The organism is Myxococcus dinghuensis (genome assembly GCF_024198235.1).
In the GTDB taxonomy this organism is placed as follows: domain Bacteria; phylum Myxococcota; class Myxococcia; order Myxococcales; family Myxococcaceae; genus Myxococcus; species Myxococcus dinghuensis.
Genome location: NZ_JAKCFB010000001.1, coordinates 69420 through 84146, shown reverse-complemented (window position 1 = coordinate 84146; position 14727 = coordinate 69420). Strand labels below are relative to the sequence as shown.

Annotated in this window: 10 protein-coding genes; 6 read left to right on the top strand and 4 right to left on the bottom strand. The window is 68.2% G+C overall.

Features of this window, described 5'->3' with window-relative positions; genetic code table 11:
• The first annotated feature begins 388 nt into the window (after positions 1-388).
• From LZ198_RS00325 to LZ198_RS00305, 5 genes are all read left to right on the top strand, one after another.
• Positions 389-1570, top strand: a complete 1182-nt coding sequence (locus LZ198_RS00325) for a type III secretion system effector protein (RefSeq protein WP_253969797.1) — start codon at positions 389-391, stop codon at positions 1568-1570.
• 341 nt (positions 1571-1911) lie between these two features.
• Positions 1912-3990 (top strand): sodium-translocating pyrophosphatase, encoded by a 2079-nt coding sequence (locus LZ198_RS00320; protein WP_253969796.1) that lies wholly within the window; start codon positions 1912-1914, stop codon positions 3988-3990.
• Positions 3991-4291: 301 nt separating this feature from the next.
• Positions 4292-4489 carry a hypothetical protein gene (locus LZ198_RS00315; RefSeq protein WP_253969795.1) on the top strand — a complete coding sequence of 66 codons (198 nt, stop codon included), beginning with the start codon at positions 4292-4294 and terminating at the stop codon, positions 4487-4489.
• Positions 4490-4647: 158 nt separating this feature from the next.
• The gene (locus LZ198_RS00310; RefSeq protein ID WP_253969794.1) at positions 4648-8169 is read left to right on the top strand and encodes an Ig-like domain-containing protein; all 3522 of its coding nucleotides are present in this window, start codon (positions 4648-4650) and stop codon (positions 8167-8169) included.
• 112 nt (positions 8170-8281) lie between these two features.
• Positions 8282-8542, top strand: coding sequence for a DUF3892 domain-containing protein (locus LZ198_RS00305; RefSeq protein ID WP_253969793.1), 261 nt, complete (start codon positions 8282-8284; stop codon positions 8540-8542).
• A gap of 70 nt (positions 8543-8612) precedes the next feature.
• Here the strand turns inward: LZ198_RS00305 and LZ198_RS00300 are convergent, their stop codons facing one another.
• The gene (locus LZ198_RS00300) at positions 8613-9407 is read right to left on the bottom strand and encodes a helix-turn-helix domain-containing protein (protein WP_253969792.1); all 795 of its coding nucleotides are present in this window, start codon (positions 9405-9407) and stop codon (positions 8613-8615) included.
• Positions 9408-9906: 499 nt separating this feature from the next.
• Here LZ198_RS00300 and LZ198_RS00295 point away from each other — a divergent pair, with 499 nt between their 5' ends.
• A complete protein-coding gene (locus LZ198_RS00295; RefSeq protein ID WP_253969791.1) occupies positions 9907-11499 on the top strand; it encodes a DUF6119 family protein in 1593 nt (530 codons plus the stop codon).
• Positions 11500-11517: 18 nt separating this feature from the next.
• On the opposite strand, the gene LZ198_RS00290 is transcribed toward LZ198_RS00295, so the two are convergent.
• From LZ198_RS00290 to LZ198_RS00280, 3 genes are all read right to left on the bottom strand, one after another.
• The gene (locus LZ198_RS00290) at positions 11518-12513 is read right to left on the bottom strand and encodes a S41 family peptidase (RefSeq protein WP_253969790.1); all 996 of its coding nucleotides are present in this window, start codon (positions 12511-12513) and stop codon (positions 11518-11520) included.
• A gap of 239 nt (positions 12514-12752) precedes the next feature.
• A complete protein-coding gene (locus LZ198_RS00285) occupies positions 12753-13424 on the bottom strand; it encodes a Vgb family protein (protein ID WP_253969789.1) in 672 nt (223 codons plus the stop codon).
• Between the two features lie 26 nt (positions 13425-13450).
• Positions 13451-14671 carry a helix-turn-helix domain-containing protein gene (locus LZ198_RS00280; RefSeq protein ID WP_253969788.1) on the bottom strand — a complete coding sequence of 407 codons (1221 nt, stop codon included), beginning with the start codon at positions 14669-14671 and terminating at the stop codon, positions 13451-13453.
• Positions 14672-14727: the final 56 nt, after the last annotated feature.

Sequence of the window (14727 nt, the reverse complement as noted above, 5' to 3'; positions counted from 1 at the left end):
AACGTCCTCGCGAACTCAGCTACACAATCCGCCTGTCCTGGCCACCGGGCCCGAGCCGCATCCCATGGGCAAAGCCCCCCCGCATACCCAGACGAGCGCGACCCGCACAGCCATGACCACGAGGCCCATCCAACCCTCCGTTCGAGGAATGTCCAAGCTCATACCCACAATCCCGAGAGGGGCCCAGCGTCCCTCGGGGCTGGGAATCCGTTGGATTCCACGAGCCGTGTTGCCCGGAACGGACCCGCTTCCCCGGAGGACGCACGCACGTCCTCCTGGAACGCACGCCGCCAATCCAGACACCCGCAAAGCCTCACATGCAGACCGGTGAACAGGTCTGGCCCGGGACTTGCGAATGTCATCTCCTCTCATTCCGAGGAGTGTTCCCGTGCCCCTGCTGCCGACCGTCCGAACCAAGGCCGAGGTCATCGGTCTCACCCGCGTCCTCCGCAACCAGCTCGAGGGTTCGGTGGCGAGAGCAGACCTCTTCGGGACCATCGACGACTTCTGGGGCGACTATCTGGAGATTCGCGGCGAGCGCTACCGCAAGCGACAGGAGGTGCTCTCGCTCGTCGAGCACAGCGTCTACGAGTTCCTCACCTCGAGTCCGCAGCTCGCCCGGACCGGCGCGGTGGGGCGCACGGCGTTCCTCAACCTGCTCTCGTTCCTCGACGACGTCCAGGCCGAGCACACCGCCGTCATCACGGAGGTGATGCCGGAGACGACGGTGTACGCCATGGACGACGACGACCTGGTGACCACCCACGCGTGGCGCGCGCTCAAGGGCGGCAACGGCAGCATCCGCATCCTGGACGACGACGGGTTCCTCGCGGTCCCCACCCGACGAGACACGCAACGCTTCGACGGCTTCCGCACCAAGGTGCTCGCGGCCTTCGCGCGGATGCTGTCCACCGCGGGCGGCCGCAGGCTCGTCACGAGCGTGCTCGCGCAACCCAGGCTCGTGCGGATCCTCCCCCGGACCCAGAGCTCCGTCGTGTCCGCCGTCGCGCTCCGCGAGGGGCTGCGCCGACTCAACGCGATGCACGGCATCCCCGTCCCCAACACCCCCGTCAGCGACCACGTCGGGCCCGCCATCACCGCGACCTCCGCGGAGCCGATGACGCCGTTCAACCTCGCGCGCTCCCTGGGCAGCGCCCGCGCGAACATCGACATCATCTCCGGCACGGAGCTGCCTCCGCTGCCCGACGGGGGCAGCGACTCGCTCATCGCCCTCCACCCCGACATCTGCGACTCGTCCTTCCTCGCCCTGGACGCCACCATCAACCCGCTGCCCACCCCGCTGTTCCTCACCATCGCCCACGAGCTGATCCACGCCCTGCACAACGCGCACGGCACCGCCCGGGGACAGTTCCCCATGTGCGACTACGACAACCGCGAGGAGTACGAGACCATCCAGGGCGGAGACCCCTCTGAGAACGCCCTCCGCGCCGAGCACCGCCTGGGCCTGCGCTTCGGCCACTCCGGCCTCTTCTCCGGGGAGCTCGCGGACTACCTCGAGGACCACCCCCAACCCCGCATCCCCGTGGAGCGGGCCCTCACCTGGCGCTGACCCCGACGCAGCCGCCCAGGGCCGCTCCGCCCGCCCCACCACCGGGTCAGGCGTGCACCTCCCCGCCCGCCGGGGCGTCTTCGTGGGTTCTCCAACGGGTTATTCGGGGTAGTCGTGTGTCCAAGAGGGGGTGATTTCCACACCGGCACCCTGCCCGGAAGGCCCTCCACCGCCTCCGAGCCCCCCTTGGCGCCTCCGAGCGCCTGACCATCGTGCTCGGGGGCTTCGAGAAGGCTCCCAGATGGAGCGGAAATCCCGTATAGGCCCCCCACGCACACTGTGCGGCGCATGAGCGCCCCAGAGGGGAGGGACAAGGCCCCGGGACTGCTCTGGAGGATGGGATGGAGTTGTCGAGTCTCGAGTCGAGTTTCTGGGCAGTCGCACCGGGTGTCATCGGCGCCGTGGGTCTGCTCTTCGCTGCGTTCTTCTACTTCCGCGTCAAGTCGCTCCCGGACGGCGACGCGACGATGAACCGCATCGCGGGCTACATCCGCGAGGGCGCGATGGCGTTCCTGGTCCGGGAGTACAAGGTGCTCGCGGCATACTGCGCCGTCCTCGCGGTGCTCATCGGCGTGACGCTCGGTGGGCTGGCCAGCGCGAGCTTCGTGCTGGGCGCGTTCCTGTCCCTGCTGGCGGGCTACATCGGCATGAAGGCCGCGACGTTCGCGAACGTGCGCACCGCGCAGGCCGCGCGCGGCGGCTCGAAGCCGGACGCGCTGCTGGTCGCGCTGGACGGTGGCGCGGTGATGGGCTTCGCGGTCGCGGGCCTGGGCCTCATCGGCATGGGCGGCATCTACTACGCGTTCCAGGGCCACGCGCAGTTGTCCCCCATCCTCCACTCCTTCGCGGTGGGCGCCAGCTCCATCGCGCTGTTCGCGCGCGTGGGCGGCGGCATCTACACCAAGGCCGCGGACGTCGGCTCGGACATCGCCGGCAAGGTCATCGAGAACATCCCCGAGGACGACCCGCGCAACCCCGGCGTCATCGCCGACAACGTGGGTGACAACGTGGGCGACGTGGCGGGCATGGGCGCCGACATCTACGAGTCCATGGTGGCCGCGATGGTGGCCGCGATGGCGATGGCGCTCACCGCCAGCGCGAGCGACCTGTCGCGCCTGGTCGTCGACACGTCCGCGCTGGGCAAGGCGAAGGTGGCCGGCGTGGTGCTGCCGCTCGTCCTGTCCGCGGTGGGCCTGGTCGTCAGCCTGGTGAGCATCTTCATCGCGCGGGCGCTCAAGAAGATGAACCCGGCGCAGGTGCTGCGCAGCGCGCTCATCATGCCCCCCGTCATCCTGGTGGCGCTGGCCTACGTGATGATGCAGGTGTTCGGCCTGTCCCAGGCCATCACGGTGGCGCTGGCCGCCGGCGCCTTCGGCGGCGCCATCATCGGCCTCGTGACGGACTACTACACCTCCGCCAAGCCGGTGCAGCGCATCGCGGAGGCGTCCATCACGGGCGCCGGCACCAACCTCATCCGCGGCCTCGCGGTGGGCATGGAGAGCGTGGGCATCTCGATGGCCACCATCGCCGCGGTGGCGTACATCGCGGACCACGCGCTCGGCCTCTACGGCATCGCGCTGTCGGCGGTGGGCATGCTCGGCGGCACGGCCGTGGTCATGACGGTGGACGCCTACGGCCCCATCTCCGACAACGCGGGCGGCATCTCCGAGATGTCCGGCCTGGGTCCGGAGGTCCGCGCCATCACGGACGAGCTGGACGCGGTGGGCAACACCACGGCGGCCATCGGCAAGGGCTTCGCCATCGGCTCGGCGACGCTCACGGTCATCGCGCTCTTCTCCGCCTTCAACCTCGAGGTCAACCACACGCGCATCGCCGCCGGTCTGCCGGAGATGAGCCTGCTCCTGACCAACCCGAACGTCATCGTGGGCCTGCTGCTCGGCTCCATCCTGCCGTTCCTCGTGGGCGCCTCCACGATGCTCGCCGTGGGTCGCGCGGCGGGCGCCATCGTCGAGGAGATTGGCCGTCAGTTCCGCGAGATTCCGGGCCTGATGGAGCTCAAGGCGGACCCGGACCCGAAGAAGATCGTCGACATCTCCACGAAGAGCGCGCTGCGCGAGATGATCTTCCCCGGCCTCGTCGCCGTCGTCGCCCCGCCGCTCATCGGCTACCTGCTCGGCCCCAGCGCCCTGGCCGGTCTGCTGGCCGGCGCGCTGGTCGTCGGCGCCACCATGGCGCTCTACATGGCCAACGCGGGCGGCGCGTGGGACAACGCCAAGAAGTACATCGAGAAGGGCAAGCTGCCGGGCCACGCCAAGGGCTCGCAGGTCCACAAGGCCGCCGTCGTCGGCGACATGGTGGGCGACCCGTTCAAGGACACCTCCGGTCCGGGCGTTGCCATCCTCATCAAGGTCATGAGCGTCGTGTCGCTGCTCGTGGCCTCCCTCATCGCGCTGCGGTAGTCACGCCGCGCGAAGGAGCGGCGCCCGTCCTCACGGCGCCGCTCCCCCCGACGGGCAGGGGCTCCCCTCCCACGCCGCGGCCCCCCCACGGAGGCCGTGCGGGACCTGGAGCCCCACCCGGGGGTCATGCGGGTCGAGTCCGGCGATAGCGCCGCGCGTCGAACGGATGCGCGCCATGCCAGTGATTCGATTCGCGAGTGTCCGACAGCCGACATCTCGACAATCATTGTCGTCCCGGCGCCAGGACTCCCGGTGCGCACACGCTACGCTTTCGCGTGTTCCGCAGACCGCGAGGTGTCCCATGGTCCTGGAGCTCTCCCCGCAGCAAATCCACCTCCTCCACGACTGTCTGGTCGAAAGCATCGAGGAGTTGCACGACGAGGTGCTCCACACCGACGCGCGCGAGATGCGCATCAAGCTGCGGGAGAAGCTCTCCCAATTGCAGGCCCTCCAGCGACAGGTGGAGCCGCTGGTCCAGCAGAAGCTGGCGGCGCTCTGAGTCCACGCGCCCAGGACCCGGCCGCCCCGCCGCGGAGCCGGGACGGCTCGCCATGACAGCCCGCATGTGACTCGGCCGCCCGGGCGGGAATCCCTGCCACCCGCGCGCCTGGGGTCCCATGGACTTCCCTGCATTGGCAGACTAATAGCCGTCAAACAATGAACTCTGGAACAAGCCGCGCGTTGACCTCGTGGGTGGCGGTGCTCGTCGTCGTGCTCGGCGGCTGCACCCAGGTGGGGGAGCGGGAATCGTCGACGGGGACGGCGCGGCGGGCGCTGACGTCTTCGGTGACGGTGTCCGAGGCGGTGACCATCACCAGCCAGGGCATGACGCCCAACGGCGCGGCGTACCGCAACGAGCCATTGATTGGCGTCTTCCAGACGGAGGACTACGAAATCGAGGCGCTGCTGCGCTTCCCGCAGCTCGGCGTGCCCGTGGGGGCGGTGGTGCAGGGCGCGACCCTGCGGCTCGCGATGGAGACGTATACCGACGGCTTCGCGATTCGCGGCGCGTACCTCCAGACGCCGTGGAACCTGATGGCCAGCGAGCTGGGCTGGCAGTTCCGCGACGACGGGCTGGAGTGGGAGCGCCTGGGCGCGGTGGGCCAGGGGACGGACCTCGTCGCCAACCGCTCGTTCACGCTCACCACGTTCCCGGACATCGTCACCATCCAGGACGTGGTGCTCGACGTGGCCATGGTCCAGTCGTGGGTCGACGACCCGTCCACCAACCAGGGCCTGATGCTGGCGAACACGCAGGTGGGCAAGGTGGCGAAGCTGTTCACCGCCCTGGCCACCCAGCCGGAGCGCCGCCCGGTCCTCACCCTCGAGTACACGGCCCCGGGCCCTCGCAGCGACACCACGCCGCCCACCGTCGCCATCACCTCACCCGCGGCGAACGCGACGGTGGAGGACGTCGTCACCGTCGCGGTGAGCGCGAGCGACGACGTGGGCGTGGCGTCCGTGCAGTTGCGCATCGACGGTCGTGACCTCGCCTCCTCCCAGCTCGACACGCGCCTGCTCCGCAACGGGGGCCACGTGCTGACCGCCCACGCCCGGGACGCCGCGGGCAACCTCACGACCTCCGCCCCCGTTCGCATCACCATCGACAACGAGATCATCGACACCTCTCCACCCCAGGTGCAGCTCACCCTGCCCGCCGACGGGAGCACGGTGAGCGGCCCCTTCGTGGTGCGGATGAGCGCGACCGACGACGTGGGGGTCACCCGCGTGCACGTCGAATTGGACGGGGTGCAGGTGGGGGATGCGGACCTGGCCGCGCCCTGGTCGGTGGCGCTCGACACGGAGAACCTGCAACCCTACGGGAGCAGGCAGTTGACCGCCGTGGCGCGCGACGCCGCGGGCCACGTCACCACGTCGACGCCCATCACCGTCGTCGTGAGCGCGCCTCCGCCGGACACCACCCCACCGCAGGTGCAGATCGTCTCGCCCGCGAGCGGCGCGACGGTGGGTGGCACCCTCCAGATACGGGTCGACGCCTACGACGACGTGAGGCTCGCGGGCGTGCGGTTGCGGGTGGACGGCCAGGACTTCGGACAGGAGGACGTCACGTATCCGTATTGGATCAACGTCACCACCACCCGGATCGGCAATGGCACGTTCTCCGTGACGGCGGTGGCGAGGGATCGCGCCGGCAACCTCGCCACCTCGGCGCCCATCTCGCTCACCATCGCCAACGGCCCACCGGTGGTGCTGGACATCCCGGTGAGCCACCCGCGCATCTGGTTCACGGGAGACCGGCTGGCGCGCGCCCAGGCCTATTTCGCGCTGAATCCCTACACGCCGGCGACGACCGTGGAGGGACCGGAGCAGGCGCTCGACGCGGCGATGCACTCGCTCATCACCGGGAGCGCCGCGTCCTGTCGCGCCGCGATCACCTGGGCGGTGAACACCGAGATTCCCATCACGGAGAACACGGTGTCGAGCGACCCCGCCCGCTGGTACGGCGAGGGCATCATCCTCACCTATGACTGGTGCTTCGCCCACCTCTCGCCGGGGGAGCGCACCACGCTGCTGGACCGCTGGAACCTCGTCATCTCGGCCCTCAACGACAATCCCTGGGGCGGCATCGGGATGGAGGGCAACAACTACTACACGGGCTACTTCCGCAACTCCCTGCTGTGGGCCATCGCGAGCTGGCACGAGAACCAGCCCTACGCCGACGACCTCCTGCAGTACGCGATGAACTCGCGGTGGGACTTCTCGCTGAAGCCCTACCTGGACGGCGCGGCGGCGGGTGGCGCGCCGCACGAGGGCTCGACGTATGGCCGCCGGACGTTCGGCTACATGACGGTGCCGTTCACCACGCTGGGCCTGTATGGCCACGACATGTGGAACCAGACGGACTACTTCATGGAGACGGTCTTCTGGGCCATCTACTCGACGGCGCCCGGCCTGAGCCCCATGGGCCAGTTCCCGCTCTACGAGACCTTCCCCTTCAACGACGACGAGCGCTGGCTGTCGCGGTGGGACCCCAGCAACACGGCACAGACCACGCTGGGCAGCTATTTCGCCCCGCTCATCGAGGAGTGGTCCGACCAGCCGATCGCCGGCTACGCGAAGCGATTCCTGGAGATGACCGGGCACCCCATCGATGACCGGATGGTGCGGTACGTCTACAGCGACACGCTGGCGGCGGTGCCGTCGAGGGACCTGTCGACGCTTCCGCTCGACTATCGCGCGCCGGGTCTGAACATGGTGTACGCGAAGACGGCCTGGGCGGCGGATGCGACGATGGTGAACCTGCAGTTCGGTGTCACCTCCAACGCGGGCCATGCCCACCGAGACTCGGGCAACTTCCAGTTGTGGCGGGCGGGCCAGTTCCTGCTCCGCGAGACGGTGGGGTACGCCGATTACATCGTCGGCTACGCCGGCAACGGCGTGGTGGAGACGGAGTCGCCCGTGGCCCACAACACGCTCCTGTTCGAGGGGCTGGGGACGGTGGGCTACTACCACCACGCGCCGCAGATGCTGCGCCTCGAGTCCTCGGCGGTGGCCAACTACGCGGCGGTGGACCTGACGGGCGTGTACGACGTGAACGACGAATGGGCGCACCGCGAGGCGGAGGTCGGCAATCCGTACGCGGGGCGGGTGGTGCGCGAGACGCTGTTCGTGCGTCCGCTCGACGCGCTGGTCGTGTTCGACCGGGTGGAGAGCGCGAATGACGACGCCTCGGTGGACAAGACGTTCATCGTCCACTTCCCGCAGAGTCCGGTGCTCACGGGCAACACCTGGTCCGCGACCAGCGGGGGCCAGGAGCTGCGCGTCAGCACCCTGGTGCCCGCGAGCCCGGTCCGGCGGGTCATCGACGAGCGCGGCCCCGCCCGCGCCGATGGCAGCCATCCGTACCCGGTGGGCCAGTTCCGTGGAGAGGTCGAGACCCAGGGGCAGGTGGTGAGCCACTTCCTGCACGTGGTCCAGGCCCGGGATGTGACCACCGGCTCGGCGCTCACGCTCACGCTCGCCGAGACGTCGACCACGTACACCGTGACGATGAGCCACCCGACCCGTGGCAGCGCGGTGGTCCAGCTCGAGAAGGGAATCACGAGCACCGGCGGAAGCTTCGGCTACGCCGCCAGCGGACCGGTCACCCTTGCGCCCCTGCGAACCACCGTGCAGCCCATGAGCGTCACCGGGAGCGGCCCCGTCTGGGGGCCGTGACGGACCGCAACCCGCGGAGACTCGGGGACCTACCACTCCAGAGGTACAGACAGCCTCGACCGGGACGAACGATCCTCCCATTCGAATCGAGACTCGAATGGGAGGAGACGGCATGCGTCACATCGTCCAGATTCATCTCGACGGCGGGGTGCTCCATGAGCACATCACCTGGGTCCGCTGGAGGGATGGCATCACGGCCGGCGAGGCCAGCCGCGAGGAGATGGTGCAGTGGATCCGCGCGGGAGGAGATGCGCGAGTGGCCGCGGCCTCTGGCGTGGTGAAGGTCGAGGTCGTCAACGCAAGGCCCCCCTATTTGAGGACGAAGGCCAACGGCGTCCTCACGGACAACCTGCTCGAGTTGCCTCGGTTCTGAGGAGCAGGCAATGGGCTGTCCATTCGAGTTCCCATGTCGCCGCAGCGACAGAGGCCCCGCACGGGGTTCCTCAAATGGGCCTGTTGAGGTACGTCGCCTGGTAGAAGAGGTCGAGCCGGCTGTCGATGCTGAGTCGCTCGAAGATGTCCCCCATGTGTGTCTTCACCGTCTCCTCCGAGAGCCTCAACTCATTGGCGATGGTCCGGTTGGACCAATTCCGGAGGACACCCTTCGCGATTTCGGTCTGCCGTGCCGTGAGCTGCCGACGCAACACCTCCGGGAGGGGAATCGAGACGGGAATCTCGTACAGGACGAGCGCCCACTGGCGAGGCGCATCTCCCTCCGCGGGCAGCTCGATGAATCTCACGGCCCGGTAGGTGTCGCCATGGAGCGACACCCAGAGACTCGCGTCCAGGCGCGAGTCCGCATCCATACCCGGCAACGCGACGAGGCGCTCATGCAGCACCTCAGGGATTCCCGAGGCATGCAGGTCCGAGGGAGTGAACCACTTCTCGAACAACGTGGCAGCGCGACGCGAACGCAGCACCTCGCGCGAGGGCTGCGACACCACGATGAAGGCGGCATCGTCACGTCCGTGGAGTTCCTCCAGGAGACGTACCCCGGACGTGGCGACCTGCATGTCGCGACAGTTGCGCACCATGTTCACCATGTGCCGCGCGAAGCTCGTCAGCATGGCGGAGTCCTTCTCGGAGAAGGGGCGCCGGCGATCCCGGTACAAGGCGAAAGCAGCACATTGCGCAGGAGGCACCGGCAGCAGCATCGCCATGACGTGCTCCAGACGCAGTTCCAGCTCTCGGCTCCGTTGGTACAAGGCGCTGTGCTCCAGCGCGCGACGGGAGAGCATCTCCGAATCCCGAATGGCTGTATTGGGTCGAGCGAAGATCGGCGCTCGGACGAAATCGGAGTCGACCCACTTGGGGTACTCGTCCAGCAGCGTGAGTCGATGGCCAGGGACCAGCCATTTGAACTCCACGCTCAATCCGAGCGTCATGAGGCACATCGCCATGTGGTCAGCGGGTAGCAGTTCGAGGAGCGGGATCCGGGCCGCCTCGAGCGCCGTGGAGAGGGACAAGTCGCTGTGGAAGGCCTCGATGACGCGTTCCCTGAGCATCCATTCGCGTGCGCTGAAGTTCACCGGCATGTACATCCGTCCTTTCTGGTCAAACCCGTCCGCGAGACCGCCCTGCTGACCGGTCCATCCATAGACATCCCCTGAATGCCTGTCCCTCCCCCGCCAGGGGGACAGCTCAGGGCTTGACTCCAGAATCCTTCCCTGTCCGCCAGCGGCGCAAGACCTCGCTGTCGCTCACCCGACATTTCGATTCCCAGACACAGGAGTGAAGATGGCCACATCCAGCGCGGTCCGCGTCAGGCATCTCAACGTCCTCTTGATCAAGGAGGGCCTCACCACGGCCGATTGCCTCAAGCAGGACTCCGCGACGAAGCAGGTCCCGACGTCTCCCCAACTCCCCTACTCCGCGGACTTCTTCTATCAATCGAAGAAGTCCCGCTCCCCTGTCTGGCTGGACTTCATCGCGGAGGGACTGGCGAGCAAACCGTCGGCGCCCCTGAGCACCAACATCATGGCGGTCCTCTTCGTCAGCGAATCCAAGCGCCTTTTCGCCGTGACGTTCGGACACGGGCGCAGCCTGTTACGTCCCGACTGCTTCGAGCGGGACTTCGGACTCCGCGTCGTCCTGAACTCGGTGGACCCGAGCCAGTTGCGGAGCATCGACGCACGGACGGTGGAGGAGCTCACGCTCCACACGCGGCGGCAGGCCAGTCGGGGGACGCCGCTGGAGACCTTCTCCATCAACGTCAACCAGGACATCCTCCGACTCCTGACGGGCAAGCCGCTCGACCCCCGCCTGGCGACCCGGCTCGTGGGGTCGGACTCGCTCTGGTTGAGCGCCAAGCTCCAGGTCGAGGACATTGGCGCCAAGTGCAAGGCGCTGCTGAAGGCGTACAAGAGTCAGGAGTACAAGAAGTCGTTCCCGTGGTTCGACCACCTGCGGGCGATTCGTGACCCGGCCCTGGTCGATACCCTGGATGCCTCGCTGGTCGAGCAGCTTCGACAAAACCAGCTCGACACGCTCCACATCGCGCCGCCAGAAGTCATCGATTCGGAGTTGCTGGAGGGGTTCTCGTTCTCGACCGAGAAGGCCCCCGTCCCCCGATATGACCTCCTCGTCGAGGACTATCTGAAGACACTGAAGGACCCAGGCCAGGTCTCCCTGAGCCAGCTGAAGAAGCATCAACTCCAGTTCCACCACACGGGTGGCACCGCCCCAATCTCCAAGTGGCGCATCTACGACTCCATCGTGCTCGAAATGGAGCAACGAGATGAGCTGTACGTCCTCTCCAGTGGCGAGTGGTTCCGTGTCGCTCGGAGCTTCGCGGGGAGGATCCAGGACAAGGTTCGGCAGATCAACCCAGCGACCCTGGTGCTCCCTCCCGCCCAGCCAAGCGAGCGGGAGGACGACTTCAACATTCGAGTCGCCACGGGGAACAAGGCCTTGGCCTTGATGGACCGCAAGAACGCGCAGGTGAAGGGCGCCACGAGTCGCATCGAGGTCTGCGATCTGTTCACCCGGGACCGGCAGCTCGTCCACGTGAAGCGCAGGACCAAGTCGGCCACCCTGAGCCACCTCTTCTCTCAGGGCGTCGTCGCCGCGGAGTCCTTCCTCATGGATGAGGACCTCCGGCTCCAGGCACGAAACCTCGTCGCCGCAACCAGCCCGAAGCTCGCGGCGCTCATTCCGAAGGAGCAGCCCGTGGCCAGGGACTTCGAGGTCGTCTTCGCCATCATCACCAAACCGAACGCGCAGTGGCCGCTGTCCCTGCCGTTCTTCAGCCAGCTCAGCCTCAGCCACGCCTCGGACCGGTTGACTCGGATGGGCTACAAGGTCTCGCTGTTGCGGGTCGACGAGCAGTGACGCCGACCCGCCCCCGTGTCACTTGACGCGCGCGAGCACCTCCTCCAGCGCGTCATCGGCGGGAACCTCGATGTCGGGGAGGATGCCCACGCCCTCCCAATCCTGCTCCGTGTCTGGGTCCACGGTCCTTCCCACGGGAAGGACCACGGCCAGCCCGTCTCCAAGCTCTCGCAGGCAGGAGAAGTGGTTGGCGCCCGCCGTGGGCTCTCCGACCAGCGTGGCGCGTCCCGTGCGCTGGAGCGCCAACGCCAGGTGCTCCGCCGCGGACGCGGTCCGCTTCGAGGTGAGATAGAACACCTGCGCTCCAAACAGTCGGGACTCGTCGGGATTGGGCCGGACCAGGTGGGCTCGTCGATAGATGCCCTCGGGACCTTGCACCTCTCGCAGCGTGGGGTCCGCGGGCGGCAGGCACCTGAGCTCGAGGTTGCGTTCGGGAGCGTCCATGTACGCCAGGACCGTCTCCTGGTCGAAGAGATAGGGCAGCAGGACGTTCATCTCCCGCGTGCCCCCACCACCATGCGTCCGGGCATCGATGATGAGCACCCGAGCCGTCGCGTGCTCCTTCATGAACTGGTCCACGCGCTCGACGGTCGCGTCATCACCGGGGAACCCGTTGATACGGATATGGGCGATCCCCTCCGAGAGCCATCTGGCCTCCGAAACAGGCTCGGGGCGAGGAGGGCCACCAGCGCTCGGCCCCTGCTCGGTCGTCACGACTCGCAGGTGTCCATCGGGAGAGACCGCCTGGAGGTCGGACGTCAAGCGCATGGCCAGATCGGCTTGAGCCACGTACTCGCGATAGGCCCCCTGGGCGAGGTTGTCTCGCAACCGGGTCGCGTATCTCGTTCCGACTTCCGGATAGACGTACCCGGCCTCCAGGAGCGCGGCGAGGGCTCCGATGGGCTGAGCGAACACCCCAGGCTCAGAGACCGCCTCCGACTTCGTGCAACTCGCGCCCACGAGACCTACCACCCACAACGCGAGCATCAACGGCACCCTGACCTTCATGTTCATGGCGGAGACTCCTCGTGCGAAGGAGGTGGGTGCCCGGCCCTCTTTCCGGAGCCCCGAAACGAACCGGGTCGCGGCGTTGCCAGAGGGCGGCAGGCCCCCTTGCGGCATGGAGCTGCCTCGGCGCTCACCCTCCATCCTGGGAGGACGCCCGACGCGGGTTTCCGGCATACACACCCATGCGTCCGGTTCCAGGGCGTAGGCCACGAACGCAGCACCAGGGACAGCCTGGAGTCACGACGTCAGCGGCGCGGGCGCCGGGGCCTCTTCACGGCGCGAACCGTGCGGCTCGGCCCCCCACCCGCGTAGAAGATGTCGCCGCCGTCCGACTCGAGCCCCGTGACGGTCATGCCCTCCGGCAGCGTGAGCCGGACCAGCACGCGACCGTCTTTCGGGTCGATTCGTCGGATGTCACTCGAATCACCTTCCGCGGTGCCATGCCACAACTCGCCCTCCACCCACGTCACGCCAGTGACGAAGCGCTTGGATTCGATGGTGCGCAGGACCGCGCCCGTCTCGGGGTCGATTTGATGAATCACCCGGCCACGAAACTGCCCCACCCATAGAAACCCCTCGGCCCAGGTGAGCCCCGAGTCGTTGCCATGGCCAGGGGCAGGCACGACCTTCAGCACCTGTCCCGTCCCAGGGTCGATCTTCCGGATGACGCCCTCTCCGAGCTGAAAGAGATGCCGGCCATCGAAGGCGGTCCCCGCGTCGCATGGAACGTCGAGGGTGCGCACGGGCGCGCCGCTCACCGGGTCGAAGGCCTGAAGCGTCTCGCCCCCGGCGAACCAGACGTTCGCGCCGTCATACGTCACGCCATGGACACGCGAGGCGGCATCGAATGGGCCGTACTCACGGAGAATCTCCGCTGGCTGTACCTCTTCCTCCGCCTCGCTCCGCGTCTTGTCCATGTCCGTGCTCCGGCCCTCGCCCCGCTCTACTCGAAGAGGGTGGAAGTCGGGAGTAACAACGTCGTCGTGAAGCCACTGACAGGAGGCGCCACCCAGCGTCGCGCGCGGCCACCGCCGAGCGCGCGGACCTGTCCGTCCTCCGCCAGCGCGGAGAGGACGCGTTGCACCGTGCGTTGACTTGCACCGAGCGCGAGCGCGAGCGACGAAGTCGACCAATGTTCGCCGTCCGCGAGCAGCGCCAACACCCCACCACCCGCTCCCTCGATGGGTGGCGCGAGGACCCGCACCTCCATCGATTCCCGCGGAGCCAGGATGAAGCCGAGCGGGGTTGCCCGGATCTCCGCCAGGTCGCGCAACTGCGCTCTCAGGCGGCCCAGCTCGACTCGCAGGCGCACGCGATGAGATGCATTCACGCGCCGCGCTCCGAAGACGCGCCAGGCGAAGTCATCTCGCGAGGCCGCACCAGGCCAGCGCTCGGCCAGGACGCGCAGGAGTTCGAACAGCACGGGGCGAGTGGACAGCGTCACGACGCGCCCGCGCGCGTGGACCGTTCGCCGGCAGGCGTTGACGACGAGGTGCCCCGAGCCTGGCAGCGCCTCGACCTCATCGAGCCCGACCAGCCTCGCCTCCCCCCGGGCGATGACTCGCGCGGCGGGGAGGCTCAGGACACGAGCGGCATGCTCGACCTCGGCGTCGAGCGAGGGGATGCGCGCACGTCCAGCGGCGCTCCGCGCGTGTTCGAGTGCGACGCGGGCCGCACGGGTGGCCCCTCGCCGCAGCGCCACCTCGAGTTCCAGCAGATGCGCGACAGCCAGTGTCATCGCGGATGCACCCAGGAGGTCGAGCTCGGCCATGGCCCGCGCGGCCTCGTCGACGCGTCCCAGCAACAGGGCTCGCCGCGCCTGCAACAACCGCGTGTAGCGCGCGTTCCGCGAGTCACCATGGAGAAGGAACGTGCGAAGCGCTTCGCCGAGCGTGAGGTCGGCGCCTCCGAAGTCCCGAGACGCGAGCGCCACCTCCGCCTCCGCGACGTTGCAGCGAGCCCGCGCGAGGGCGTCACTGGAGCCGTAGGCCCGAGCCGCGCGCCGCAGGAGCTGCGTCGCCTTCGCGAACACCCCCATCTGCGCCATGGCGATGCCCCTCACGGCCAACGCAGGCGCGTCCTCCCGGAGTGCCACGCGCTGGAGTGCCCCCAGCGGGTCTCCCTCCCCCAGTGCCCGGGCCGCCGCCGTGATGAGCGCATCCATGACGCGCATCCTCCGGCACCCCTTCCGCGTTGGGAAGCCCGTCGCCTTTGTTACTC